The organism is Rathayibacter sp. VKM Ac-2929 (genome assembly GCF_022815495.1).
GTDB lineage: Bacteria > Actinomycetota > Actinomycetes > Actinomycetales > Microbacteriaceae > Rathayibacter > Rathayibacter festucae.
Genome location: NZ_JALGRV010000003.1, coordinates 220,910 through 241,795, shown reverse-complemented (window position 1 = coordinate 241,795; position 20,886 = coordinate 220,910). Strand labels below are relative to the sequence as shown.

Here is a 20,886-nt window from a genome sequence, read left to right as displayed (position 1 = left end):
GGGGCCGTCTCCTCGGAGTCCGCCGCGCAGGAGCTCGTGCAACGGCAGGACCCACTCCTCGTCGCTGAAGCCGCGAAGAGCACTCTGGACCGGTGGGACCAGCGCGTCAGGGCCGCGCTCTACCAAGGGCTGCAGGATCTGTCGCCTTCGTCGCTGCATTTCGCGGCTGCCGGCCACGCCCTCGACGGGAGAACCGACGAGACCACGGTGGCGACGTTGAACTTCGACGTCCTCCTCGAGGACGCCATCGACATCGAAGGAACCGCGGAGGGTCGTGTCGACGACGACGAGTCCTCGACCGCGTACGTCGTGCACCACCTGCACGGAATCGCCTCCCCTTCGCGGAGCGAGGGCGTCGTCCTGACCCTGTCCGACTACAACGAGCTGCTCGGCGACCAGGACTGCTGGCAGCAGCGCTTGCTCACCAAGGCAGCGCAGGACGGCGCCATCGTCATCGCCGGAACGTCCTACCGAGATCCGGACGTCCGGCGCTGGCTCCACGTCGCTCTTGCCGACTCGCCTGACGGCAACGCGGCGCTGGTGCTTCTCGCGCGCCAGGCCTTCGGCGTCTCGAGAGAGCGATTCGACGAGATCAAGAGCGCCCTCGCCGGGCAGTGGAGAGCTGCCGGACTGCAGCCGATCCTTCTCGAGGACTTCACCGATGCCGCGCAGATCATCCGCGAGCTCCGTCATCTGCATCGACCTCGGTACCGCTCGCCGCAGCAGCGGGCGACCGCGCTCTGGGATCTCCACGTCGACGGCTTCGACGTCCGCCAGCCGGAGTACTCCGACGCACTGGACGACGACGCGCGGACGCTGCGCGACGCCTTCGACGTCGAGCAGCTCGGCGTCAGCCTGTGGCTCGCGGACGGAGCGGGCAGCGTCGGACGGTACGCCTCCCAGGACCGGACCTATCGAGCAGCGTCCGACATCCGCCTCGTGCCGAGCGGACACGACAGCGCCTGGGTCGCCGGCCGGACCCTCGGTGCGGAGAGCATCGTGTTCCAGAATCTCGACCCGGCCGGAACGAATCGCTGGGGCACGGTGCTCGCCCTTCCGATCAGGGTGTCGTTCGCGGGTCTGCCGGACATCGCGACCGCGGTGCTGAGCGTCGGCCTTCCCGGCACCGCGGAGGCGTTCTCCACGTCGAAAGCGATGTGGTTCGACCAGGTGCTCGACATCGCGAACGCGTGGAGCGAACGGCTGAGCGACTCCCTCGTGTGAGCCGCCTCGCGCAACTACGATCAACGAAGGACAAGGAGACAGCGATGACGAACAGCAGCAGCAACTCGTTCCAGAGCCTCGGCAACGGCGGCTTCCGAGTCAGCGGCGCGCGGATCAGCCCGACCACTGGCCGGTACGTCACCCGCAGCAGTGCTTCCGTCGGGAAGTCGGCTGCGTCTCCCGCCCAGCCGAAGACGCAGCCGACTCCGAAGTAGCAGGGTCGGCCGTCCGCGGACGCGCGGGCACAGCCCGGCACGAACGCGACCGTCGAGCGGTCGCCGACGAAGGCCCGGAGCCCGTCAGCGCTGCGACACCGGCGAGATCACCAGCTCGTCGATGCGGACGTGGGCCGGCGAGTCGAGGACGAACTTGACCGCGCGGGCCACGTCGTCCGGCGCGAGCATCCGGGCGCGGGCCTCATCATCCGGGACCTGCGGCCGGTGGCGGAGGAAGTCCGTCGCGACGTCGCCGGGGCAGAGGTGGCAGGCGCGGATCCCGGAGGCGGCCTCCTGCGCGTTCAGCGTGCGGGCGACCTCGGCCAGCGCCTTCTTGCTCGCGCTGTAGCCGACCCCCGCGATCGGGGCGAACGCCCAGGCCGAGTACGAGGAGACCAGCACGACCGCGCCGGCGTGCGCCCTCAGCTCGGGCAGCGCCGCGTCGATGATGCCCACCGGCCCCAGCAGGTTGGTGCGCACGATCTCCTCGAGCTCGCTCAGCCGCTGGTCCCCCCAGGTCCGCCGCGGGGAGTTCAGCCCGGCCGCGAGGACCAGCGCGTCGATCCGGCCGGTCGCCGCCAGCACCGCGTCCCGGGCGGCGGGCACCGCCTCCCCGTCGCTCACGTCGAGGGGGACGACGAGGGCGTCCCCGCCGGCGCTCCCGATCCGCTCGGCGACGGCGTCGAGGCGCTCGCGTGACCTCCCGCTGAGCGCCACCGTCCAGCCCGACGCCGCCAGGCGCTCGGCCGACGCGGCCCCGATCCCGGAGCCGGCTCCCGTGATCCAGGCGACTCTGCGAGCGACTTCAGTGTCCATGGGGCAGCCCTTCGATGCTACGGTGACGATCGATTAATCATACTAATAGGAGGCTGCCGTGCTCATCGATCTCACCGGTCTGGTCGTCGTGGTCACCGGAGGCGGGCGCGGCATCGGCCGCGCGATCGTCGACCGCTTCCTGGCGGAGGGCGCGCGGGTCGCCGCCCTCGACCTGGCCTTCCCCTCCCCCTCGGGCGACGCGCAGCAGATCGTCTGCGACGTCACGGACCCGGCGTCGGTGCGGGCGGCGATCGACGCGGTGGTCGAGCGGTTCGGCCACGTCGACGTCCTGGTGAACAACGCCGGCATCAACGTCGAGGGCACCGTCGAGACCCTCGATCCGTCGCGCTGGGACGCCGCGTTCGACGTGAACGTCCGCGGCACCTTCCTCGTCTCGCAGGCCGTCATCCCCGTGATGAAGGAGCGCGGCCGCGGCCGCATCATCAACGCCGCCTCGTTCGCCGCGATCGTCCCGAGCATCGGCGCCGCCGCCTACGGAGCCTCGAAGGCGGCCGTCGTGCAGTTCACCCGGGTCCTCGCCGGCGAGCTCGGGCCGTGGGGCATCACCGTCAACGCCTACGCACCGGGCATGATCCCCACCGCGATGAACGGCTTCGCCGACATGCCGGAGGCGGCGAAGGCACGGCTCCTCGACACGCTGAGCCTGCGCCGCTGGGGCACACCCGACGACATCGCCGACCTGCTCTGCTTCCTCTCCAGCGACGCCGCGAGCTACATCACCGGCACGCTCGTCGACGTCAGCGGCGGCAAGCTCGCCACGCAGATCCCCAGCCGCGCGTACGAGGGCCTCGCGAGCCCGGAGTGATCCCGCCGGCGCCTGAGGGCACCCCTGCCCGCCTCGACTCAGGCCGTCCCTCGGCCGGTCGACGTCGCCCGGATCTCCGCAGCGGTGTCGCGGACGAGCGTGCGCGCCGCGCTCTCCGCGAGATCGGCGTCCCCCGCCGCGATCGCCTCCGCCAGCCGCCGATGCTGGTCGACCGCTCGATCGGTGGCGGCGGTGAAGGTCGGAACGCCGCTGCCGTACCTGCTGTCCAGCGCGGCGGCGATGGTGCCGAGCAGCTGGGCGAGCACCGCGTTGCCCGACCCCTCGACCAGGATCCGGTGGAAGCTCTGATCGGCGCTCGTGAAACGGGGCAGCGATCGCGCCTCGGCCGCGAGGGCCAGCTCCGCCGCCGCGGCCGACAGCTCGTGCTGCCGGGCGGTCCGGCCGCTCGCCGCGAAGAGCCGGGCCGCGGCGGGCTCGACCGCCTCGCGCAGCAGGAGGAGCTCCTGCAGCTGCGTCTCGCTCGCCGGCCCGGCCGCCCGCCACTGGATCACATCCGGATCGAGGAGGTTCCACGAGCTCTCCGGCTGGACCTGCGTCCCCGCACGCGGGCGAGCGCGGATCATCCCGCGGGCCTCGAGAGCACGGAAGGCCTCGCGCACCACCGTGCGCGACACGTCGTACCGGCGGCCGATCTCCTCGGGCACGATCTGCGAGTCCGCCGCCCGGACCCCCGACGCGATCTCCCGCCCGAGCCCCTCGGCGACCCGGCGCTGCAGGCGTCTGCCGGAGCCGGAGGCCTCGAGGGCGGAGTCGACGGGCATGATGCGGCTCACGATACCCGCCCGGTCCGCGCACCCCTGCCGGTCGACCAGCCGCGGAACGCACGCTTCCTGCCCGCCGACCAGCCGCTACCCGCGCACTCCATCCCGGCCGACCGGCCACAGCCCCCGCGCTCTATGCCGGTCGAGTAGCCGCGGAACGCGGCGTATCGAGACCCACCCTTCAGGCCACGGTGGATCTCGATACGCCCGCTGCGCGGGCTACTCGATCAGCATGCAGAGGCCCGCCCCACGGGCCACTCGGCGCCCTACGAGCAGGCGACCATCGGCAGCGTGATGCGGATGTCGTCGTTCGCGTCGGTCCTCACTCCTTTTCGTCCGGGAACGATGAAGTGCCACATGAGCTGAACCGATCCCGTGGCGTTCGCCGTCCACAGGGTGGAGTAGTCGACGAACGAGAAGTCCTTCGTCAGCTGCACGTCGCCGTACTGACTCGTGTCGGTGCTGTAGTTCGGCGAGATGGGCACGTCGTCGATCTCGAGCCGGGCGTACTGCGGACCGCGAGTCCTGTCGTCGCCGGTCTGTGCGTACGAGCCACCGGCCCGGTAGAGGAAGGTGTAGGTGGTCCTGGCGACGACCGGCAGCCTGGCCCCCCACCAGACCTCCAGGTTGAACCCCTCGGCGGAGCCCGAATCGTCCGCCTGCTGATAGAAGAAGACGGCGCCGTTCTTCTCCTCGATGCCGGACACCCCGTGATAGCCGTAGCCGTTGTCGTAGCGTCGCCACTGGGCAGGGGCGGTGACCGACGGGCAGGGCGCAGGAGACGCCGATGCGGCCGGAGACGCCGTCGCCAGGGCGATGACGGGCACCGTCCAGACCCCTCCGGCGACGAGCGTCCGCCGGTGCACCGCGCTTCGACCGTCGGAGGTCGTCGGCCGATCGTCGTCGTGCGCCATGAGTGCGTCTCCCGTGGTGTCGAGGTACGACCGCTGCCACGGTTGGCGACGGCGTACCTGCACACCAGGGTGGTGCCCTCACGCCGCGTCAGGATAATTCGAGGCGCTTGAAGCACAACGATGACGCGTTCACGTCACTGCTGACAGGATCCGTGCCTGTCGACGTCCCGAGCAGTCCAGCCGCCGCGGCGCACGCCCCTGCTGGCCGAGCAGCCCGCGCAGTGGCCCCCTCCGTGCTGGTCGAGTAGCCCCGCAGGGGCGTATCGAGACCCGAGCATGCAGCAGCGGCGTCTCGAGACCCCGCCCGCCGCTACTCCGGCATCGAGAAGTCCGCGAAGTCGAAGCCCGGCGACACCAGGCAGCTCACCACCGCGTCCTCCGCCGACGGCAGCGTCCGCTGCCAGACGTCGGCCGGCACCAGCGCCTGCACCGGCAGCCCCTCGAACGCGGAGCCGAGCACCACGGTCTCGCCGTCCTCCGGCTCCTCGCCGAGCCCGCCGTACTGCAGCGCCACCCGGCCGGGCCCGTTCCAGATCCAGGTCTCCGCCGAGGACACCCGGTGCCAGGCCGACGCCTCGCCCGCCGGCAGCAGGAAGACGATCAGCGTCGCCGCCGGCCGCTCCCGCACCGAGCCGTCCGCACTGACGAGCGTCAGCCGCTCCGGCGACTCCCACGTCCGCCGGTACCAGCCGCCCTCGGGATGCGGCTCGAGCCCCATCGTCTCGGCGAGCGCCGGCCGCCGCACCCGCTCGAGCACCCGCCCGTCGACGCTCAGCCGGTCGACGAACCCGCTCAGCTCCGCGCCTGCCATCGGACCTCCCCGGAGATGATCGTGGCGAGGGCGGTCCCCTCACCGGCTTCGACGACGGCGGCGAGCACGTCGTCGGAAGAAGAGCCCGACACGCCCAGGACCGCGAGGTCGGCGAGCGCCCCCGGCACCAGCGTGCCGAACGACTCCGCCGCCCCCATCGCGACCGCGCCGCCGAGCGTCGCCGCCGTGAGCAGCCGCGCGTGCAGATCGCGCCCCGCGTACCCCTGCGCCCGCGCGATCCGGCACAGCTCGGCCACGTCCCCGAGCAGGTCGAGCGACGGCGTCGACGACAGCGAGTCCGTCCCGACCGCGATCGCGTTCCCCTCGCGCAGGTAGTCCGCGACCGGCGCCTCGTCGAGCCCGATCACCGCGTTCGAGCGCGGACACAGCGCGACGGAGGTGCCGGTGCGCCGCAGCGTCGCGCGATCGTCCGCGTCCACGTAGATCCCGTGCGCGATGTGCACGTCGTCGCCGAGCGCCCCGATCGTCTCCGCGTACGCCACCGGCCGCAGCGCGCTGCCGCCGTTGCGCAGCAGGTGGAAGCCGTCGTAGCCCCAGCGGCGCCACTGCTCCGCCAGGTCGCCGCGGCCGTGCATCGTGTACTCCGCCTCCCAGGCCGACTCGGCCAGGTGCAGGTGCCGGCGCACGCCGAGCTCCTGCGAGAGCCCGGTCAGGTCGCTCAGCACCGGGGTGTCCAGCGAGTACGGCGCGTGCGGCGAGAGCCCGATCCGGGTCACGCCGGAGGTGCGCACCAGCTCGGCGGTGATCGCCCGCCCGCTGCCGCGCCAGTCGTCCTCGAGGAGGCTCATCAGCTCCCAGTAGGCGATCCCGTGCACCCGGCCGTCCTCGAGCACGCGCAGCGCATCGAGGTCGGTGACGATGTCGGCGATCGCCGTCGTCCCGGTCGAGACCGCGATCTCGAGCCCCTCGGCGGCGGAGGCGCCCCAGTCGTGCGGCTGCTCGTAGACCTCCTGGAAGGCGCGCGACCAGTCCTCGAAGCCCGCGTACCGGCCCCGGCCGACCGCGGACATGCACGTGTACTGCAGATGCGAGTGCGCGTTGACGAGGCCCGGGACGATCGCGCCCGGCCACTCCCGCACCGCGGGCGACTCGTCGCGGAGCCCCTCCAGCACCTCGTCCCGCGTCCCGACCGCGACGATCCGCTCGCCGCGCACGGCGACCGCCCCGTCGCGCACCGGCTCACCCGCCACCGGCAGCACCCACGGCGCGCTGTGCACGGTGAGCACCGACGTCGAGCTTCCGGCGCTCTCGCGCCCGAGCGACACCGCGCCGCTCACGGGATCCACGCCGACGGCATCAGTCCCGCGAGACTCGCCGTGCTCGCCGCGACCGCCAGCAGCACCGCCGCGCCCGTCACCGTCCAGTCGACCGGCGTGTACCGGATCTCCCGCAGCCAGGTGCGCTTGCGCGTCCCGAAGCCGCGCAGATCGAGGGCGTCCACCGTGTCCTCCGCGTCCACGAACGACGTGATGGTGACCGGCACCATCAGCGGTGCGACCTCGCGCAGGCGCCGGATCGGATTGCGGGTCTGCGTCCGCTCGTAGCCGCGCAGCCGCTGGGCCGCGGCCGTCTCCTGCAGGTTCGAGGCCGCGCTGGGCAGGAACTTGAAGGTGAGGTCGATGCCGTAGGCGAAGCGCGCCGGCACCCCGAGCCGCGCGAACGCGACCGCGAGGTCTCCCGGGCGGATGGCGAACGCGAGCGGGAACCCGACCGCGACCAGCGTGAGGAAGCGCAGCAGCAGGTTGACCGCGTACGACACCGCCCCCTCCGTGATCGCCAGCCCGACGACCGGCACCGTGAACAGCGTCGCGCCGGCCTCCGGCTCGCCGCTGCCGGTCGCGCCGACGATGAGCCCGTTGATCCCCGCGAAGACCAGCACGAACACGGCCACGACGGCCCAGTTCGAGCGGACCTCGCGGAACGGGATCCGCGCGCTGAGGTAGTACGCGAAGGCGACCACGGCGAGCGCCGCCATCCAGCGCAGATCGCGCACCTGGCTGGCCGTGACGACGAACATCACCGGCACCAGGATCAGCACACGCGGATCCCGGCGGCCGAGGAAGGAGTCACCGCCGAGGTATCGAGGCGAGACCTCCATCCCGGGCGCCCGTCAGCGTCCGGCGAGGTTCTGCAGCGGCTTCCAGACCCGGTCGAGCACGGGCACCAGGATCACCGCGGTGATGCCGGTGGCGAGGATCGCCAGGAGGTAGGAGCCGAAGAACCAGTACTGGAAGGTCTGGCCGAGGAACAAGAAGTCGGTGGCGGTGAAGAGCAGTCCGACGACGACCGCGGCGACCGCGATGGCGGCGGCCCAGACGAGCTGGCGGCCGGTGGTGCGCGGCTCCTTCGCGTAGTAGCCGATCAGTCCGGCGAGCAGGCCGACGAGGCCGTTCGCGATGCTCCAGTTCCAGTAGGTGAGGAAGCCGTAGCCCATGATCTGGTCGACGATCGCGTTGCCGACGGCGCCGGTGAAGAATCCGGCGACCGGTCCGAAGCGCAGGCCCACGAAGGGGATGATCGCGATCGCGGGGCGGATCGAGATCATCGTCCCGGGGATCACGAAGCTCAGGGCGCCGAGCGCGCCGTAGAGGGCGGCGCCGACGGCGCCGAAGACGATCGTGCGGGAGGAGACGGCCCAGGGGCCGGTCTTCGCGGCGGTGGAGGTGGTGGCGGTCACGGGTGTGTCCTTTCGAGGGAGGGAGAGGAGCTGCGGGGATCGGCGGTGCGTCCGGCGTCGGGGGTGCTGCCGGGGCCTTGCTGCGCACGGCGGAGGCGCCGGGCGAGGTCGAGCGGGCGCGGGAGGCGACCGCTCGCGGGTCCGTGGCGCCGGGCGGCGCGCACGAAGTCGGTCTCGCGCAGCACCGCGCGGGAGTGGCCGGGGTCGACGCCCGGGCCGTGCCAGAGCGCCGTGTCGTGCACGACCTCGGCGGGACTGGCGTCGGCGACGATCCCGCCGCCGTCGACGACCACCACGCGGTCGGCTCGGGCGAGCGCCATGTCGACGTCGTGGGTGATGAAGTACACGCTGTCGATCCCGTCGATCGCCCACACCGCGTCGAGGAAGTGGCGGGAGGAGCGCTCGTCCTGCCCCGCCGTCGGCTCGTCGAGGATCAGGGTCCGCGGCCGCAGCGTGAGGGCGAGCGCGACGGCGAGCCGGCGCTGCTGCCCGAAGGAGAGCGTGCGCGGCGGCCGCTGCAGGATCCCCGGCACGTCGTCGAGTGACACGGCGCGCAGCGCGGCGTCGGCGATCGCGGGGATCTCCTCCGCCGGCACCCCGAGATTGCGCGGCCCGAAGGCCAGCTCCGCCTCGACCGTCTCGCTGAAGAGCGCCTGGCCGGGGTTCTGGAAGAGGTAGCCGCAGGTCGAGACGAGCTCGGCCGCGGTCAGCTCGTGCACCGGCCGCTCGTCCAGCAGGACGCGTCCGCGGGTCGGCGCGACCAACCCGACGGCCGCGCGCATCAGCGTCGACTTGCCGGCGCCGTTGCGGCCGAGGATCGCCACCCGCTCGCCCGCGTGGAAGCGGCGGTCCACGGCGGCCACGATCGTCCGCGCGCCGTAGCCGAGCTCGGCGCCGTCGAAGTGCAGGCGGGCGGCACCGGCCGGGGCCGGACGCGCCTCCTCCTCGGGCGACTCCTCCCCCGCGGCGCCGGCGAGCAGCGCCTCGAACGGCAGCTTCACCGACTCCGGCGAGGCGACCTCGAGGAAGCCGGCGACACCGCCCGAGTAGACGACCCGCCCCTCCTCCAGGTACACGACCCGGTCCGGCTCGAGCGCGAGCACCTCGTCGACGCGGTGCTCGACGATCACGGCCGCCCCGCCGCCGTCGACGTAGGCGCGCACCGCCCGCAGCAGCACGTCGGCCGCGTCGGGATCGAGGTTCGCCAGCGGCTCGTCGATGACGATGACCCGCGGATCGAGCACGAGGATCCCCGCGAAGGCGACGAGCTGCAGCTGCCCGCCGGAGAGCTCGTGCGGCGGCGTCGCCAGCAGCGCGGTCAGCCCGAGCCGCTCGGCGACCCGGTGCGCGCGCTCGCGGATCTCGGCGGGAGGCGTCCCGCGGTTCTCCAGCCCGAAGGCGATCTCGGCGAGCACACTGTGCCCGACGACCTGCTTGCCCGGATCCTGCAGCAGCGTGCCGACGACCTCCGAGATGTCGCGCAGGGCGAGCGGAGTCGCGTCCCGCCCCTCGACCTCGATCCGCCCGGTCACCTCGGCGCGGTACGAGCGCGGCACCAGTCCGTTCAGCACCCGCAGCAGCGTGCTCTTGCCGCAGCCGGACGGACCCGCGACCAGCACGACCTCCCCGCTCGACACCGAGAAGCTCGCGTCGACCAGCGACGGCTGCTCGGCGTTGCGGTAGGTCACTCCGACGCCGTCCAGGCGCAGCAGCTCGGTCACGAGCGCGCTCCGTCCCGCTGCGGCGCGGCCCGGCGGCCGGTCGAGGTCCAGCTGCCGAGGAAGTCGCGCTGCGCGCTGCTCGGCGCGTCGATCCGCAGACCGAGCGCGTCGAGCTTGGCGCGGGCGACCCGGTCGTCGACCTCGGGCGGGAGCAGGTGCACAGCGGGAGCGAGGCTCCCCGCCTCCCGCGCGAGCAGGTCGACGGCGGCCACCTGGACGCCGAAGGACAGGTCCATGATCTCGATCGGGTTCCCCTCACCGGCGGTGCAGTTGATGCAGCCGCCGTCGTCGAGCACGACGATCGAACGGCCGTTGGGCAGCGTGAAGCTCTCCAGCGCGTGGCCGATGCTCTGCCGGGTCGCGCCCGCGGCGAGCGCCGCGTCGATCGCGATCTCCTGCGCGACGCCGCCCGAGACGGCCACGGCCGCCCCCTCCGGCAGGGCGAGCAGGTGCTCCACGTCGACGGTGTGCGCGATGCCCGTCGCCGAGATCAGCAGGTCGGCGCTTTCGGCCGCCGACTCCAGCGCGTCGATGTCGTAGCCGGCGAAGACCGCCTCGAGCGCGCGGACCGGGTCGACCTCCGCGATCGTCACGCGGGCGCCGAGCGCGCGGGCGTGCTGGGCGACCCCGCGGCCGACAGGTCCGAAGCCCGCGACGACGACGTGCGCTCTGTCGAGCGGAGTCGCGAGCAGGTCGAGCATGGTAAGGAGCGTCGACTGCCCGGTGCCGTGCCGGTTGTCGAAGAGGGTCTTGCAGCGCGCGTCGTTGACCGCGAGCACCGGGATCCGCAGCGCGCCCTCGCGCTCCATCACCCGGAGCGGGCGCAGGCCGCTCGTGGTCTCCTCCGTCGCGCCGCGCAGGGTCTCGAAGACCGCGGGCCGGTCGGTGTGCGCGAGCCGGGTCACCGACGAGCCGTCGTCGACCAGGATGTCCGGGCGCCGGTCGAGCAGCCCGAGCGCGAACGCCCGGTCGTCGGCGGCGCTCGCGTCCGAGCGGGCGAAGACCGCGATCCCCGCGTGCTGCAGGGCGGCCGCGGTGTCGTCGTGGGTGTTGGAGGCGCCGCACATCACGCTGACGTCCGCGCCGGCCGCCGCCAGCTCGAGCGCGAGGGTCGCCGTCTTGGGCTCGAGCACGAGCACCAGCCCGATCCGCAGGCCCCGCACGGTGCCGCTCTCGCGGAGCTGTCCGGCGATCCCGCGGGTCACCGGCATGAAGCGCGCGGCCCAGTCGATCTTGTCCTGGCCCTGCCGCCAGAGCGAGGGGTCCCGGATCGGCGCGGTCATCGGAGCAGCTCCAGCGCGAGGGCACGGTCGGCGCGCTCGTGCAGATCGGGCGACGGGTCCTGCTCCCGGGCGGCCTCGACAGCGGCCGCGAAGCGCGCGGACAGCTGCTCCCGAGTGCGGCGGGCCGAGCCGTCGGCGACGTCGCGCGCCACGAGGAGGAAGAGCTCGCGCTCGGCGTCCGCGATCCGGTCGATCCCGGGGCGGCCGGAGGAGGGGTCGGTGGCCGCGGCGACCGCCGGGTGGTCCTCCGCCGCGTCGACCAGGAGCAGCGGACCGCCGGTGCCGAGCAGCGCCGCGGTGACCAGGCTCGTCAGCTCTCCCGTCGCGAAGGCGATCGTCGCATCCCGCAGGTCCGCCGAGTGCGCCGCCTGCACCGTCAGCCCGAGCTGGGCGATCTCGACCAGCGCGAGCGGGTCGTCGCCGACGACGATCACGCGAGCGCCCGTCGCGGCGGTCCTGGTCGCCAGCTCGACGGCGAGCGGCCCGGTCCCGAGCACGGCGACGCGGGTGTGCGCGAAGGAGAGGTTCGAGGCCGCGGCGACCGCGCGCAGCACGGCCTGCGCCCACGCGGTGCGGGTCAGCGCTCGGACGACCCGGGAGTCACCGGACGCGTCGGCCGCCGTCGCGGGCAGCGCGGCGCGGCGCAACGGGGTGAGGGTGGCGTGCATGACGCTCCAGGGGAGTCGGCGGTTCTAAGCGGTTAGCGTGACCATAGTCGCGCCCTGTTTCCCCCGCCCGCCCGTTTATTACGCCCGTGTGAAACATTCGCCGCCTGGACCGATCACGCCGACCGAGCATCCCGCGCCGATCATGCTGATCGCACATCCCGAGCATCCCGCGCCGATCATGCTGATCGAGTAGCCCGCGCAGCGAGCGTATCGAGATCCCCCCTCCCATAAGCTGACCGGATGTCAGCCCGCCCCCGGCGCCCCACCCTCGCCGATGTGGCCCGCTCGGCCGGCACCTCCGCCACCGTCGTCAGCTACGTCGTCAACAACGGCCCGCGCCCCGTCTCCCCCGAGCTCCGCGCCCGCGTCGAGACCGCCATCACCGAGCTCGGCTTCCGCCGCAACACCCTCGCCGAGGCGCTCAGCGTCGGCCGCTCGAACCTCGTCGGTCTGCTCGTCCCCGACTCCTCCAACGCCTTCTTCGGCGAGCTGGCGCGCGAGATCGAGCACGAGGCCCGCCGCCGCTCGCTGCTGACCCTCCTCGGCAACACCGAGTACGACCCGGAGGTGGAGCGCGGCTACGAGCGCACCTTCGCCGACCTCCGCACCGCCGGCATCCTCCTGATCACCATCGATCCCGCCAGCACCGCTGACACCGCCCCGCGCGTCTTCCTGCACTCCGCGGCTCCCACCGACACCGAGCCGAGCGTCGTCTTCGACGACGAGCAGGGCGTGCGAGCCGCGGTCGAGCACCTGCTCTCCCACGGCCACGAGGACGTGCACTGCGTCACCGGCCCCGACGACTTCGGCCCCTCGGGCCTCCGCGCCCGCTTCTGGGCGGAGGCGATGGAAGGCGCCGGAGGCCGCGTGCACCGCGTGCCGATGGACCGCGTCTCGGCCGAGGCCGCCCTCCGCACGATCCTGCGCACCGAGCGCCCGCGGGCTGTCTTCGCCACCACCGACGAGCACGCCCTCGCCCTCCTCCGCGCCGCCTCCCAGGAGGGGATCCGCGTCCCGGCCGAGCTCGCGATCGTCGGCTTCGACGGCATCCGCGAGGCACTGCTCGGCGGCGTCCGCGTCACCACCGTCGCCGTCCCCGTCCGCGAGATGGCCCGCATCGCCTTCGAGCTCCTCGACGAGACCCTCGCCGACGCCCCCGTCCGCCACGTCCGCCTGCCGACCACCCTCGTCCTCGGCGAGACCTGCGGCTGCACCCCCGCCCCCTGACGCCGGATCCACTGGGAAGAGTCGCCCGCAGACCTGCTGGTCGGGCAGCCGCACAGCGGCCCCCTCATGCTGGTCGAGCAGCCGCGCAGCGGCGTATCGAGACCCACCGTCCGATGAAGGCCAGGTCTGCAGACTCGTCCTTCCGGCGCTGCCGGCTCTCGATACGCCCGCTTCACGGGCTACTCGATCAGCATGGGGTGCGCCCGACAGTTCGGATCTGCAGACCACGGCACCTGATCCGGACGCAGAACATCAGCCGGGAGTCACTCTTAGCGCCCCTCGGCGACGACACACGTCCTCAGCTGACGTTCTGCCGCCGCCGATGCGCAGCTCCCCTTCCCTGCCGGTCGACCAACCGCGCAGCTCCCCTTCCCTGCCGGTCGACCAGCCGCGCGGCGCCCTTTCATGCTGGTCGAGCAGCCGCGCAGCGGCGTATCGAGACCCACCCCTCAGCCGATCGCCGCCAGCCGCCCCACGACGCCCTCGCCCAACTTCGCCACGTACGCCTCCGGGTCCGGCCCCTGCGGCGCGAGCTCGACCAGCGAGATCCCGAGCGCCGCGTACTCCTCCATCGCCCGCACGAACCCGTCCGGGTCGCCGACCGGGTCCCCGCCGCCGATGATCGTCTTCGTGATCGCGTCGTAGTCGCGCCCGAGCTCGTCGCAGTGCCGGCGCAGCACGTCGAGCTTGTGCGCGATCCCCTCCGCCCCGATCGCGAACAGGTTGCAGGCGTCGCCGTACTCCGCGACCAGACGCAGCGTCTTCTTCTCGCCGCTGCCCCCGATCAGGATCGGCGGACCCGGCCGCTGGATCGGCTCCGGGTGGTTCAGCGTCTCGGCCAGCTGGAAGTGCTTCCCCGAGTACGGCCCGTCGTTCTCGCTCCACATCTGCTTGCAGATCTGCAGCGTCTCCTCGAGCCGCTCGAACCGCTCCTTCAGCGCCGGATACGGCACGCCCAGCCCGAGGTGCTCCCGCTCGTACCAGGCCGCACCGATGCCGAGCATCGCCCGCCCGCCCGACAGCACGTCCAGCGTCGTCACGATCTTCGCCAGAAGCCCCGGGTGCCGGTAGGTCACCCCGGTCACCAGCAGTCCCAGCCGCAGCCGCTCCGTCCGCCCCGCGACGAACCCGAGCGAGGTGTACCCCTCGAGCATCGGATCCTCGCTCGTCGCGAACTGCTCCATCTGGAAGTAGTGGTCCATCAGCGTGAACCACTCGCAGCCGACGTCCTCCGCCGTCCGCGCCGTGGCCCCCAGGATCGGCGCGATCCCGGCACTGCCCCCCGGCAGCGTGAAGTTCATGAAATGAATGCCGACCTGCATGCGCGCGCTCCTGACGTCAGTGTCCTCCGAGCCTGTCACGCAGCGCGGACCCGGTCACGCGCCCTGAGCGCTTTCGCTGCTCACTGCGCTGCGTGCCTCAGGCTGAGGCGCGGAAGCTCATGAGCTGAGGGCCTGGTGATGACGGAGGTCTGCGGTTCGCGCAGTCCTTTCCGGAAGGGCCGGTGCGCCACGTCGAAGCAGTGGCGTCAGCCACAGCAATGGACCCGTCAGCGCGGCGCGTACCGCGTCAGCACCGCGCCCTCCGGCAGCGGCTCGCTGCCGAGGAAGCGCAGCTCCGGTCGGAACCCGGCGGCGAAGTACGGCGTCCCTCCGCCGAGGACGAACGGCTGCGTGTGGAGCCGGTACTCGTCGATCAGCCCGGCCGCGCCGAGCGAGGCGGCCAGCGTCGGCCCGCTCACCTCGATCGCACCCTCGGTCTCGGCCTTGATCCGGCGGAACGCGTCGATCGCGTCGGAGGCGATCAGCGTCACGCCCTCGGGCACCTCCGTCACCGTCGACGAGAAGACGACCTTCGGAGTCGCGACCCACGCCTGCGCGAAGTCCTCGGCGACCTCGTCCCACTCCGGGTCGGGCCGGCCCCAGTACGCCATCATCCGCCACATCCGGCTGCCGTAGACCGACAGGGCGGCGGCCCGCTGCCCCTCGTTGAAGACCCGGTGCAGCGCGGGCCCGGGCGCGGGGAACCCGGAGATGTCGCCGTCCGCCGCCGCGACGAAGCCGTCGATCGACACGAGCATCCCGTAGCTGACGAACCCCATCGGAGCCTCCTGACCGGTGCGACCCCGGCGTCGCACGCCCCGATGCTAGCCACGCACCCGCGGCACAGGGAAGAGGAGACGTCCGAACGAGAAGACGTCCGAACGAGCCCTACGCCCCGACGCGGAACCGTCGCCCGCCGAACTCCACGACGTCGCCGACCACAAGCTGCCGCCCGCGCCGCCGGTCCACCTCGCCGTTCACGCTGACGAAGCCGTCCGCGACGGCCTCCTTCACCTCGCCCCCGGAGTCGAGGATCCCCGCGAACTTCAGGAACTGCCCGAGCCGGATGCTCTCCCCGTCGAGCGCGACCTCCTCGACCGGTTCCTGTGCAGCCACGAGCGTCAGACCGCCGGGATGTCCGCGAAGCGGGAGAAGTGGCCGTGGAAGCCCACGGTCACCGTCCGGGTCGGACCGTTGCGGTGCTTGGCGACGATGAGATCGGCCTCGCCCGCGCGCGGGTTGTCCTTCTCGTAGGCGCTCTCGCGGTGCAGCAGGATCACCATGTCGGCGTCCTGCTCGATCGAGCCGGACTCGCGGAGGTCGGAGATGGCGGGCAGCTTGTCGGCGCGCTGCTCCGGTCCACGGTTCAGCTGCGACAGCGCGATGACCGGCACCTGCAGCTCCTTCGCGAGCAGCTTCAGCGCACGGGAGAACTCGGAGACCTCCTGCTGGCGGCTCTCGACCTTCTTGCCCGAGGTCATCAGCTGGAGGTAGTCGATGACGACCATCTTCAGGCCGATGCGCTGCTTGAGCCGGCGGCACTTCGCGCGGATCTCGACGAGCGTGAGGTTCGGCGAGTCGTCGATGTAGAGCGGGGCGTCGTTGATGCGGCCGCGGGTGGAGGCGATGGTCGTCCAGTCGCGCTGGTCGACCGTGCCCTTGCGCATGTGCTGCAGCGGAACGGACGCCTCGGCCGAGAGCAGGCGCATCGCGATCTCGCTGCGCCCCATCTCGAGCGAGAAGAAGATCGTCGCCATGTTGTGCTTGATCGCGGCGGCGCGGGCGAAGTCGAGCGCGAGCGTCGACTTTCCGAGTGCCGGTCGCGCCGCGACGATGATCATCTGGCCGGGGTGGAAGCCGTTGGTGAGGTCGTCCAGGTCGGCGAAGCCGGTCGGCACGCCGGTGAAGGCCCCGTCCTTGTGCGCCGCGGCCTCGATCTCGTCGATGGCGACGGTCACCGCGTCGGTCAACGGGACGTAGTCCTCCGCCGTCTCCGACCCGGTGACGTTGTAGATCTCGGCCTGCGCTGTGTTGACGAGGTCGAGGACCTCGCCCTCGCCCTGGTAGCCCATCTGCGCGATGCGGGTGCCCGCCTCGACCAGGCGGCGCAGCAGCGCGCGCTCGGCCACGATCGACGCGTAGTAGCCCGCGTTCGCCGCGGTCGGCACCATCGCGGTGAGCGAGTGCAGGTAGTCGGCGCCGCCGGCGCGCTGCAGCTCGCCCTGCTTGGTCAGCTCGTCGGTGACGGCGATGACGTCGGTCGGCTCGCCGTGCGAGTAGAGCGCCAGGATCGCCTCGAAGACGATCTCGTGCTTGGGGATGTAGAAGTCGGTCGCCTTGACGCTCTCCACGACGTCGGCGACGGCGTCCTTCGAGAGCAGCATGCCGCCGAGCGCCGACTGCTCCGCGAGCAGGTCGTGCGGGGGCGTGCGCTCGTTGCTGCGCGGGGAGTCCCCTCGGGAGTCCCGCCCGTCTCGTCCGTCCGAGCCGGGAACCGCCAGGTGCGCGATCGTCATGCCTTCGCCTCCTCCTGTCGGGTGCCTCGCGGAACGGGTGGCGACACGGTCGAGCCGCCTGTCGCGAGTGCCGGACACAGGTCTACGCCCGACCTCCGACAGCGGCCGCTCGGCGCCCGCCCCGCTCCCCTCGCGGGGCGCTGCGCCACACTACGGACCGCCCGCCGCCGGGGTCAAACCACCCTGTGGAGAGAACTGTGGAGAACGAGCGGGAAACGCCGCGCCCGCTGTGGGCAACATGTGGAGAACCCTGTGGGAACTCGACTGTCGGACAAGTTTTTTCAGCCGCCTGACCAGGCCTTTCCCGCTTTCCACAGGTGTGTGGGGAAAAGAGTCTCCAGACCACATTGAAGGTTGCCCTCCCGCGAGGGTGTATGTGGATGGAGCTGTGGAGAACCGCAACGACGAAGGGCGGTGCGAGGGGACCGTGAAGTCCCGTCGCACCGCCCTCCGCGGCGTTCTCGCGGCCTTACTTGGCCGCGACCACCTGCAGCTTCACGGTGGCCTGGATGTCGTCGCGCAGACGCACCACGGCCTCGTGCTCGCCGACGTTCTTGATCGCGTTCGAGATCACGATCTTGCGCTTGTCGAGCTCGCCGTAGCCGGCCGCCGCCACCGCAGTCGCGATGTCGGAGGTCTTGACGGAGCCGAAGAGGCGCCCGTCCTTTCCGGCCTTGACGGTCAGCTTCACGCGGTTGGCCTCGAGGACCTGCTTCGTGTGCTGAGCCTCCTCGATGGTCTTGTGCTCACGAGCGGCTCGCGCCGACTTGATCTGCTCGACCTGCTTCTCGCCACCGCGGGTCCACGCGACGCCGAAGCCCTGCGGGATGAGGTAGTTGCGGGCGAACCCGTTCTTCACGTCGACGACGTCGCCGGCGGAGCCGAGTCCGTCGACCTCGTGGGTCAGGATGACCTTGGACATCTTCTACCTACCTTCCGCTGCCGGCGTAGGGCAGGAGCGCCATCTCACGGGCGTTCTTGACGGCGCGGGCGATGAGGCGCTGCTCCTGGACGGAGACGCCGGTGATGCGACGGGCGCGGATCTTGCCGCGCTCGGAGATGAACTTGCGAAGGGTCGGGACGTCCTTGTAGTCGATGACGCCCACGCGGACCGACTTCGCGGGGGCCGCGTTCTTCGCGCCCTTGCCGCGGATCGGCTTGCGGCGGTCGCCGCTGCTCTTTCCAGCCATAGTGGTTTCCTTAGATTCTGGTTCGCGTCCGTCCGCACCCCTCTCGGGGCGGGGACGCGTGATTCAGGTGAGGGCGCGCTCGAGCCGGAGGCTCAGAACGGCGTCTCGTCGTTGTAGCTGCCCGGCGTGCTCCACACGTCGCCACCGGCCGGAGCGCTGGGCGCCCACGGCTCCTCGGCCTGGCCGCCACCGCGGTTGCCGCCGCCGTTTCCGCCGGAGCCCCCCTGGTTGCCGCCGTTGCCGCCGCCGAAGCCGCCCTGGCTCGCGCCCTGGTTGCCACCGCCGCCGCCGACCTGACCGCGTCCACCGCCGCCACCGGCCGCGCGCGTGACCTGAGCGGTCGCGTAGCGCAGCGAGGGGCCGATCTCGTCGATCTCGAGCTCGATGCTGGTGCGCTTCTCGCCTTCCTTCGTCTCGTAGGAGCGCTGCTTCAGGCGGCCGGTCGCGACGACACGGCTTCCCTTGGTCAGCGTCCCCGCGACGTTCTCGGCGAACTCGCGCCAGACGGAGGCCCGGAGGAACAGCGCTTCGCCGTCCTTCCAGTCGTTCGCCTGACGGTCGAAGGTGCGCGGCGTGGAGGCGATGGTGAAGTTCGCGACCGCGAGCCCGCCCTGCGTGTAGCGCAGCTCGGGGTCGGCGGTGAGGTTCCCCACCACGGTGATGATCGTCTCGCCGGCCATCAGCGTTACGCCTTGGGAGCGGCCGGAGCCTTGGCAGCCTTGCGGGCGGCCTTCTCGTCGGCGAGCTTCTTGGCGGCGGCGACCTGGGCGATGCCCTCTTCGGCGCGGAGCACCTTGGTGCGCATGACGGCCTCCGACAGCTTCAGCTGACGGTCGAGCTCGTTCGCGGCGGCCGAGGTCGACGTGAAGTCGACGATGGCGTAGATGCCCTCGGACTTCTTGTTGATCTCGTACGCCAGACGACGGCGGCCCCAGACGTCGACCTTGTCGATGGATCCACCATCGGTGCGGATGACGTTGAGGAACTTGTCGAGACTCGGAGCGACGGTGCGCTCATCGATCTCGGGATCCAGGATGACCATGAGTTCGTACTGATGCGTCACTAACCCACCTCCTTCGGACTGAACGGCCACGGTATTTCCGTGACAGGAGGGTATGTAGCATCTGCCCACTCCCGCGGACGCGAGTGCGTCTGGTCATGGACAACCTGACGACCCTACCATCCGCGGGACTCCGAGCCCAGGGCCGATCCGGCGGGATCCGCGGTCGCCCGCCGGATCCCGCCGTCACCGGGACGCGCTACCGCTGGATGAACGCCAGCAGGTCCGGGTTGAGCACGTCGGCGTGGGTGGTCAGCATGCCGTGCGGGTAGCCCTCGTAGATCTTCAGCGTCGAGTCCTGCAGCAGCTCGTGCTGCTTCAGCGCCGCGTCCTGGTACGGCACGACCTGGTCGTCGTCGCCCTGCAGCACGAGCACCGGGACGGTGATCGCCTTCAGGTCCTCCGTCTGGTCCGTCTCCGAGAACGCCTCGATGCCCTCGTAGTGCGCGAGCGCACTGCCCGTCATCCCCTGGCGCCACCAGTTGTCGATCACCGGCTGCGAGACCTCCGCGCCGTCGCGGTTGAAGCCGTAGAACGGACCCGACGCGACGGCCTGGAAGAACTCGGCGCGGTTCGCGGCGAGTGCCTCGCGGAACCCGTCGAAGACGCTCATCGGCGTGCCCTCGGGGTTCGCCTCCGTCTGCACCATCAGCGGCGGCACGGAGGAGACGAGGACCGCCTTCGCCACGCGGCCCTGCGGCTGGCCGTACTGCGCGACGTAGCGCGCGACCTGGCCGCCGCCGGTGGAGTGGCCGATGTGGACCGCGTCGTGCAGGTCGAGGTGCCGCACCACGGCGTCGACGTCGCTGGCGTAGTGGTCCATGTCGTGCCCGGTGCCGACCTGCTCCGACCGTCCGTGCCCGCGGCGGTCGGTCGCGATCACGCGGTAGCCGTGCGCGTGGAAGAAGAGGAGCTGCGCGTCCCAGTCGTCCGAGGACAGCGGCCAGCCGTGGTGGAACACGATCGGCTGCGCGTCCGCGGATCCCCAGTCCTTGTAGTAGATCTCGACGTCGTCGTCCGTGGTCACATACGGCATGGTCGTACCTCCGTGCTCGGGTCGGCCCGGGGCACGCCCGAGTCGACGTCAGCGTGCGCTCCTCCCCGAAGCAGGGGAGAAGTGGCTCCACGATAGGCCTGCCGCGTCGCGACACGGAGGGATCGCTCCGAAGTTCGAGAACCGTTCAGACGGTCGTCCGGAGGACGGGACGGATCTGGTGCCGGACGGCGCGGAGGGACAAGCTGAGCGCATGACGACGCAGCAGACGATCGACCCCTCCGTCCCGCCGAGCGGCCCCGGCTGCGTCGAGTGCGAGCAGTCCGGCTCGTGGTGGCTGCACCTGCGCCGCTGCGCGCTCTGCGGGCACATCGGCTGCTGCGACGACTCGCTGAACCGGCACGCGACCGCGCACTTCCACGAGACCGGCCACTCGGTCATCCGGAGCTTCGAGCCCGGCGAGGAGTGGTTCTGGGACTACCGGACGGACGACTACGCCGACGGTCCGCGTCTCGCCGACCCGCAGAGCCACCCCGCCGACCAGTCGACGCCCGGACCGGCGGACCGGGTGCCGCGCGACTGGCAGTCCGTTCTCACGGACCGGGACTGATCGGCTCCC

25 protein-coding genes are annotated in these 20,886 nt (G+C 71.8%); 6 read left to right on the top strand and 19 right to left on the bottom strand.

Features of this window, described 5'->3' with window-relative positions; genetic code table 11:
* The first annotated feature begins 207 nt into the window (after window positions 1-207).
* Entirely contained in the window at window positions 208-1,224 is a 1,017-nt protein-coding gene (locus MT355_RS10285) for an SIR2 family protein (protein ID WP_243583022.1), read from the top strand.
* Between the two features lie 44 nt (window positions 1,225-1,268).
* Window positions 1,269-1,439, top strand: coding sequence for a hypothetical protein (locus MT355_RS10280; RefSeq protein ID WP_159423922.1), 171 nt, complete (start codon window positions 1,269-1,271; stop codon window positions 1,437-1,439).
* 84 nt (window positions 1,440-1,523) lie between these two features.
* On the opposite strand, the gene MT355_RS10275 is transcribed toward MT355_RS10280, so the two are convergent.
* The gene (locus MT355_RS10275) at window positions 1,524-2,255 is read right to left on the bottom strand and encodes an SDR family oxidoreductase (RefSeq protein ID WP_243599437.1); all 732 of its coding nucleotides are present in this window, start codon (window positions 2,253-2,255) and stop codon (window positions 1,524-1,526) included.
* Window positions 2,256-2,313: 58 nt separating this feature from the next.
* Here MT355_RS10275 and MT355_RS10270 point away from each other — a divergent pair, with 58 nt between their 5' ends.
* Window positions 2,314-3,081 (top strand): SDR family NAD(P)-dependent oxidoreductase, encoded by a 768-nt coding sequence (locus MT355_RS10270; RefSeq protein ID WP_243599436.1) that lies wholly within the window; start codon window positions 2,314-2,316, stop codon window positions 3,079-3,081.
* 38 nt (window positions 3,082-3,119) lie between these two features.
* Here MT355_RS10270 and MT355_RS10265 read toward each other — a convergent pair whose 3' ends face one another.
* The 9 genes from MT355_RS10265 to MT355_RS10225 all read right to left on the bottom strand — a co-directional run bounded on the left by MT355_RS10265 (window position 3,120) and on the right by MT355_RS10225 (window position 11,958).
* The gene (locus tag MT355_RS10265) at window positions 3,120-3,863 is read right to left on the bottom strand and encodes a FadR/GntR family transcriptional regulator (protein ID WP_243599435.1); all 744 of its coding nucleotides are present in this window, start codon (window positions 3,861-3,863) and stop codon (window positions 3,120-3,122) included.
* A 266-nt stretch (window positions 3,864-4,129) separates the two neighbouring features.
* Window positions 4,130-4,777 carry a hypothetical protein gene (locus MT355_RS10260; RefSeq protein ID WP_243599434.1) on the bottom strand — a complete coding sequence of 216 codons (648 nt, stop codon included), beginning with the start codon at window positions 4,775-4,777 and terminating at the stop codon, window positions 4,130-4,132.
* A gap of 310 nt (window positions 4,778-5,087) precedes the next feature.
* On the bottom strand, window positions 5,088-5,588 hold the full coding sequence (locus MT355_RS10255; protein ID WP_243599433.1) for a cupin domain-containing protein: 501 nt from the start codon (window positions 5,586-5,588) through the stop codon (window positions 5,088-5,090).
* The gene (locus tag MT355_RS10250) at window positions 5,570-6,895 is read right to left on the bottom strand and encodes an amidohydrolase family protein (protein WP_308197346.1); all 1,326 of its coding nucleotides are present in this window, start codon (window positions 6,893-6,895) and stop codon (window positions 5,570-5,572) included. Before MT355_RS10250 ends, MT355_RS10255 begins: the two co-directional genes overlap by 19 nt.
* Window positions 6,883-7,707, bottom strand: coding sequence for an energy-coupling factor transporter transmembrane protein EcfT (locus tag MT355_RS10245; protein ID WP_243599432.1), 825 nt, complete (start codon window positions 7,705-7,707; stop codon window positions 6,883-6,885). Before MT355_RS10245 ends, MT355_RS10250 begins: the two co-directional genes overlap by 13 nt.
* 12 nt (window positions 7,708-7,719) lie before the next feature.
* Window positions 7,720-8,286: an ECF transporter S component gene (locus tag MT355_RS10240; RefSeq protein WP_123447291.1), complete on the bottom strand. Its 567-nt coding sequence runs from the start codon at window positions 8,284-8,286 to the stop codon at window positions 7,720-7,722.
* The gene (locus MT355_RS10235; protein ID WP_243599431.1) at window positions 8,283-10,007 is read right to left on the bottom strand and encodes an ABC transporter ATP-binding protein; all 1,725 of its coding nucleotides are present in this window, start codon (window positions 10,005-10,007) and stop codon (window positions 8,283-8,285) included. Before MT355_RS10235 ends, MT355_RS10240 begins: the two co-directional genes overlap by 4 nt.
* Complete coding sequence (locus MT355_RS10230; protein ID WP_243599430.1) at window positions 10,004-11,290, bottom strand: adenosylhomocysteinase; 1,287 nt, start codon at window positions 11,288-11,290, stop codon at window positions 10,004-10,006. The genes MT355_RS10235 and MT355_RS10230 overlap by 4 nt, the downstream gene beginning before the upstream one ends.
* Window positions 11,287-11,958 carry a hypothetical protein gene (locus tag MT355_RS10225; protein WP_243599429.1) on the bottom strand — a complete coding sequence of 224 codons (672 nt, stop codon included), beginning with the start codon at window positions 11,956-11,958 and terminating at the stop codon, window positions 11,287-11,289. The genes MT355_RS10230 and MT355_RS10225 overlap by 4 nt, the downstream gene beginning before the upstream one ends.
* A gap of 37 nt (window positions 11,959-11,995) precedes the next feature.
* On the opposite strand from MT355_RS10225, the gene MT355_RS10220 reads away from it, so the two are divergent.
* Window positions 11,996-12,151 (top strand): hypothetical protein, encoded by a 156-nt coding sequence (locus tag MT355_RS10220; protein WP_243599428.1) that lies wholly within the window; start codon window positions 11,996-11,998, stop codon window positions 12,149-12,151.
* A 47-nt stretch (window positions 12,152-12,198) separates the two neighbouring features.
* Window positions 12,199-13,185: a LacI family DNA-binding transcriptional regulator gene (locus MT355_RS10215; RefSeq protein ID WP_243599427.1), complete on the top strand. Its 987-nt coding sequence runs from the start codon at window positions 12,199-12,201 to the stop codon at window positions 13,183-13,185.
* 449 nt (window positions 13,186-13,634) lie between these two features.
* Here the strand turns inward: MT355_RS10215 and MT355_RS10210 are convergent, their stop codons facing one another.
* The 9 genes from MT355_RS10210 to MT355_RS10170 all read right to left on the bottom strand — a co-directional run bounded on the left by MT355_RS10210 (window position 13,635) and on the right by MT355_RS10170 (window position 20,309).
* The gene (locus tag MT355_RS10210; protein WP_243599426.1) at window positions 13,635-14,507 is read right to left on the bottom strand and encodes an LLM class F420-dependent oxidoreductase; all 873 of its coding nucleotides are present in this window, start codon (window positions 14,505-14,507) and stop codon (window positions 13,635-13,637) included.
* Between the two features lie 227 nt (window positions 14,508-14,734).
* Window positions 14,735-15,286, bottom strand: a complete 552-nt coding sequence (locus MT355_RS10205; protein ID WP_243599425.1) for a dihydrofolate reductase family protein — start codon at window positions 15,284-15,286, stop codon at window positions 14,735-14,737.
* A gap of 109 nt (window positions 15,287-15,395) precedes the next feature.
* Entirely contained in the window at window positions 15,396-15,623 is a 228-nt protein-coding gene (locus MT355_RS10200; RefSeq protein WP_243599424.1) for an RNA-binding S4 domain-containing protein, read from the bottom strand.
* Window positions 15,624-15,628: 5 nt separating this feature from the next.
* Window positions 15,629-17,023, bottom strand: a complete 1,395-nt coding sequence (dnaB, locus tag MT355_RS10195) for a replicative DNA helicase (protein ID WP_123447283.1) — start codon at window positions 17,021-17,023, stop codon at window positions 15,629-15,631.
* Window positions 17,024-17,492: 469 nt separating this feature from the next.
* Window positions 17,493-17,945, bottom strand: a complete 453-nt coding sequence (gene rplI, locus MT355_RS10190; protein ID WP_123447282.1) for a 50S ribosomal protein L9 — start codon at window positions 17,943-17,945, stop codon at window positions 17,493-17,495.
* A gap of 7 nt (window positions 17,946-17,952) precedes the next feature.
* On the bottom strand, window positions 17,953-18,213 hold the full coding sequence (gene rpsR / locus MT355_RS10185) for a 30S ribosomal protein S18 (RefSeq protein ID WP_056039813.1): 261 nt from the start codon (window positions 18,211-18,213) through the stop codon (window positions 17,953-17,955).
* A gap of 92 nt (window positions 18,214-18,305) precedes the next feature.
* The gene (locus tag MT355_RS10180; protein WP_123706126.1) at window positions 18,306-18,893 is read right to left on the bottom strand and encodes a single-stranded DNA-binding protein; all 588 of its coding nucleotides are present in this window, start codon (window positions 18,891-18,893) and stop codon (window positions 18,306-18,308) included.
* A gap of 5 nt (window positions 18,894-18,898) precedes the next feature.
* A complete protein-coding gene (rpsF, locus tag MT355_RS10175; RefSeq protein ID WP_123447279.1) occupies window positions 18,899-19,276 on the bottom strand; it encodes a 30S ribosomal protein S6 in 378 nt (125 codons plus the stop codon).
* A gap of 196 nt (window positions 19,277-19,472) precedes the next feature.
* Entirely contained in the window at window positions 19,473-20,309 is an 837-nt protein-coding gene (locus tag MT355_RS10170) for an alpha/beta fold hydrolase (protein WP_243599423.1), read from the bottom strand.
* Window positions 20,310-20,520: 211 nt separating this feature from the next.
* Here MT355_RS10170 and MT355_RS10165 point away from each other — a divergent pair, with 211 nt between their 5' ends.
* Entirely contained in the window at window positions 20,521-20,877 is a 357-nt protein-coding gene (locus tag MT355_RS10165; RefSeq protein WP_123706124.1) for a UBP-type zinc finger domain-containing protein, read from the top strand.
* The last annotated feature ends 9 nt before the right edge of the window (window positions 20,878-20,886 follow it).

Excerpts from the sequence above, each read along its gene's own strand:
- MT355_RS10280 (WP_159423922.1), top strand. The coding sequence starts at position 1,269 with ATGACGAACAGCAGCAGCAACTCGTTCCAGAGCCTCGGCAACGGCGGC.
- MT355_RS10275 (WP_243599437.1), bottom strand. The coding sequence starts at position 2,255 with ATGGACACTGAAGTCGCTCGCAGAGTCGCCTGGATCACGGGAGCCGGC.
- MT355_RS10265 (WP_243599435.1), bottom strand. The coding sequence starts at position 3,863 with ATGCCCGTCGACTCCGCCCTCGAGGCCTCCGGCTCCGGCAGACGCCTG.
- MT355_RS10260 (WP_243599434.1), bottom strand. The coding sequence starts at position 4,777 with ATGGCGCACGACGACGATCGGCCGACGACCTCCGACGGTCGAAGCGCG.
- MT355_RS10255 (WP_243599433.1), bottom strand. The coding sequence starts at position 5,588 with ATGGCAGGCGCGGAGCTGAGCGGGTTCGTCGACCGGCTGAGCGTCGAC.
- MT355_RS10245 (WP_243599432.1), bottom strand. The coding sequence starts at position 7,707 with ATGGAGGTCTCGCCTCGATACCTCGGCGGTGACTCCTTCCTCGGCCGC.
- MT355_RS10230 (WP_243599430.1), bottom strand. The coding sequence starts at position 11,290 with ATGACCGCGCCGATCCGGGACCCCTCGCTCTGGCGGCAGGGCCAGGAC.
- MT355_RS10225 (WP_243599429.1), bottom strand. The coding sequence starts at position 11,958 with ATGCACGCCACCCTCACCCCGTTGCGCCGCGCCGCGCTGCCCGCGACG.
- MT355_RS10215 (WP_243599427.1), top strand. The coding sequence starts at position 12,199 with ATGTCAGCCCGCCCCCGGCGCCCCACCCTCGCCGATGTGGCCCGCTCG.
- MT355_RS10210 (WP_243599426.1), bottom strand. The coding sequence starts at position 14,507 with ATGCAGGTCGGCATTCATTTCATGAACTTCACGCTGCCGGGGGGCAGT.
- MT355_RS10205 (WP_243599425.1), bottom strand. The coding sequence starts at position 15,286 with ATGGGGTTCGTCAGCTACGGGATGCTCGTGTCGATCGACGGCTTCGTC.
- dnaB (WP_123447283.1), bottom strand. The coding sequence starts at position 17,023 with ATGACGATCGCGCACCTGGCGGTTCCCGGCTCGGACGGACGAGACGGG.
- rplI (WP_123447282.1), bottom strand. The coding sequence starts at position 17,945 with ATGTCCAAGGTCATCCTGACCCACGAGGTCGACGGACTCGGCTCCGCC.
- rpsR (WP_056039813.1), bottom strand. The coding sequence starts at position 18,213 with ATGGCTGGAAAGAGCAGCGGCGACCGCCGCAAGCCGATCCGCGGCAAG.
- MT355_RS10180 (WP_123706126.1), bottom strand. The coding sequence starts at position 18,893 with ATGGCCGGCGAGACGATCATCACCGTGGTGGGGAACCTCACCGCCGAC.
- MT355_RS10170 (WP_243599423.1), bottom strand. The coding sequence starts at position 20,309 with ATGCCGTATGTGACCACGGACGACGACGTCGAGATCTACTACAAGGAC.
- MT355_RS10165 (WP_123706124.1), top strand. The coding sequence starts at position 20,521 with ATGACGACGCAGCAGACGATCGACCCCTCCGTCCCGCCGAGCGGCCCC.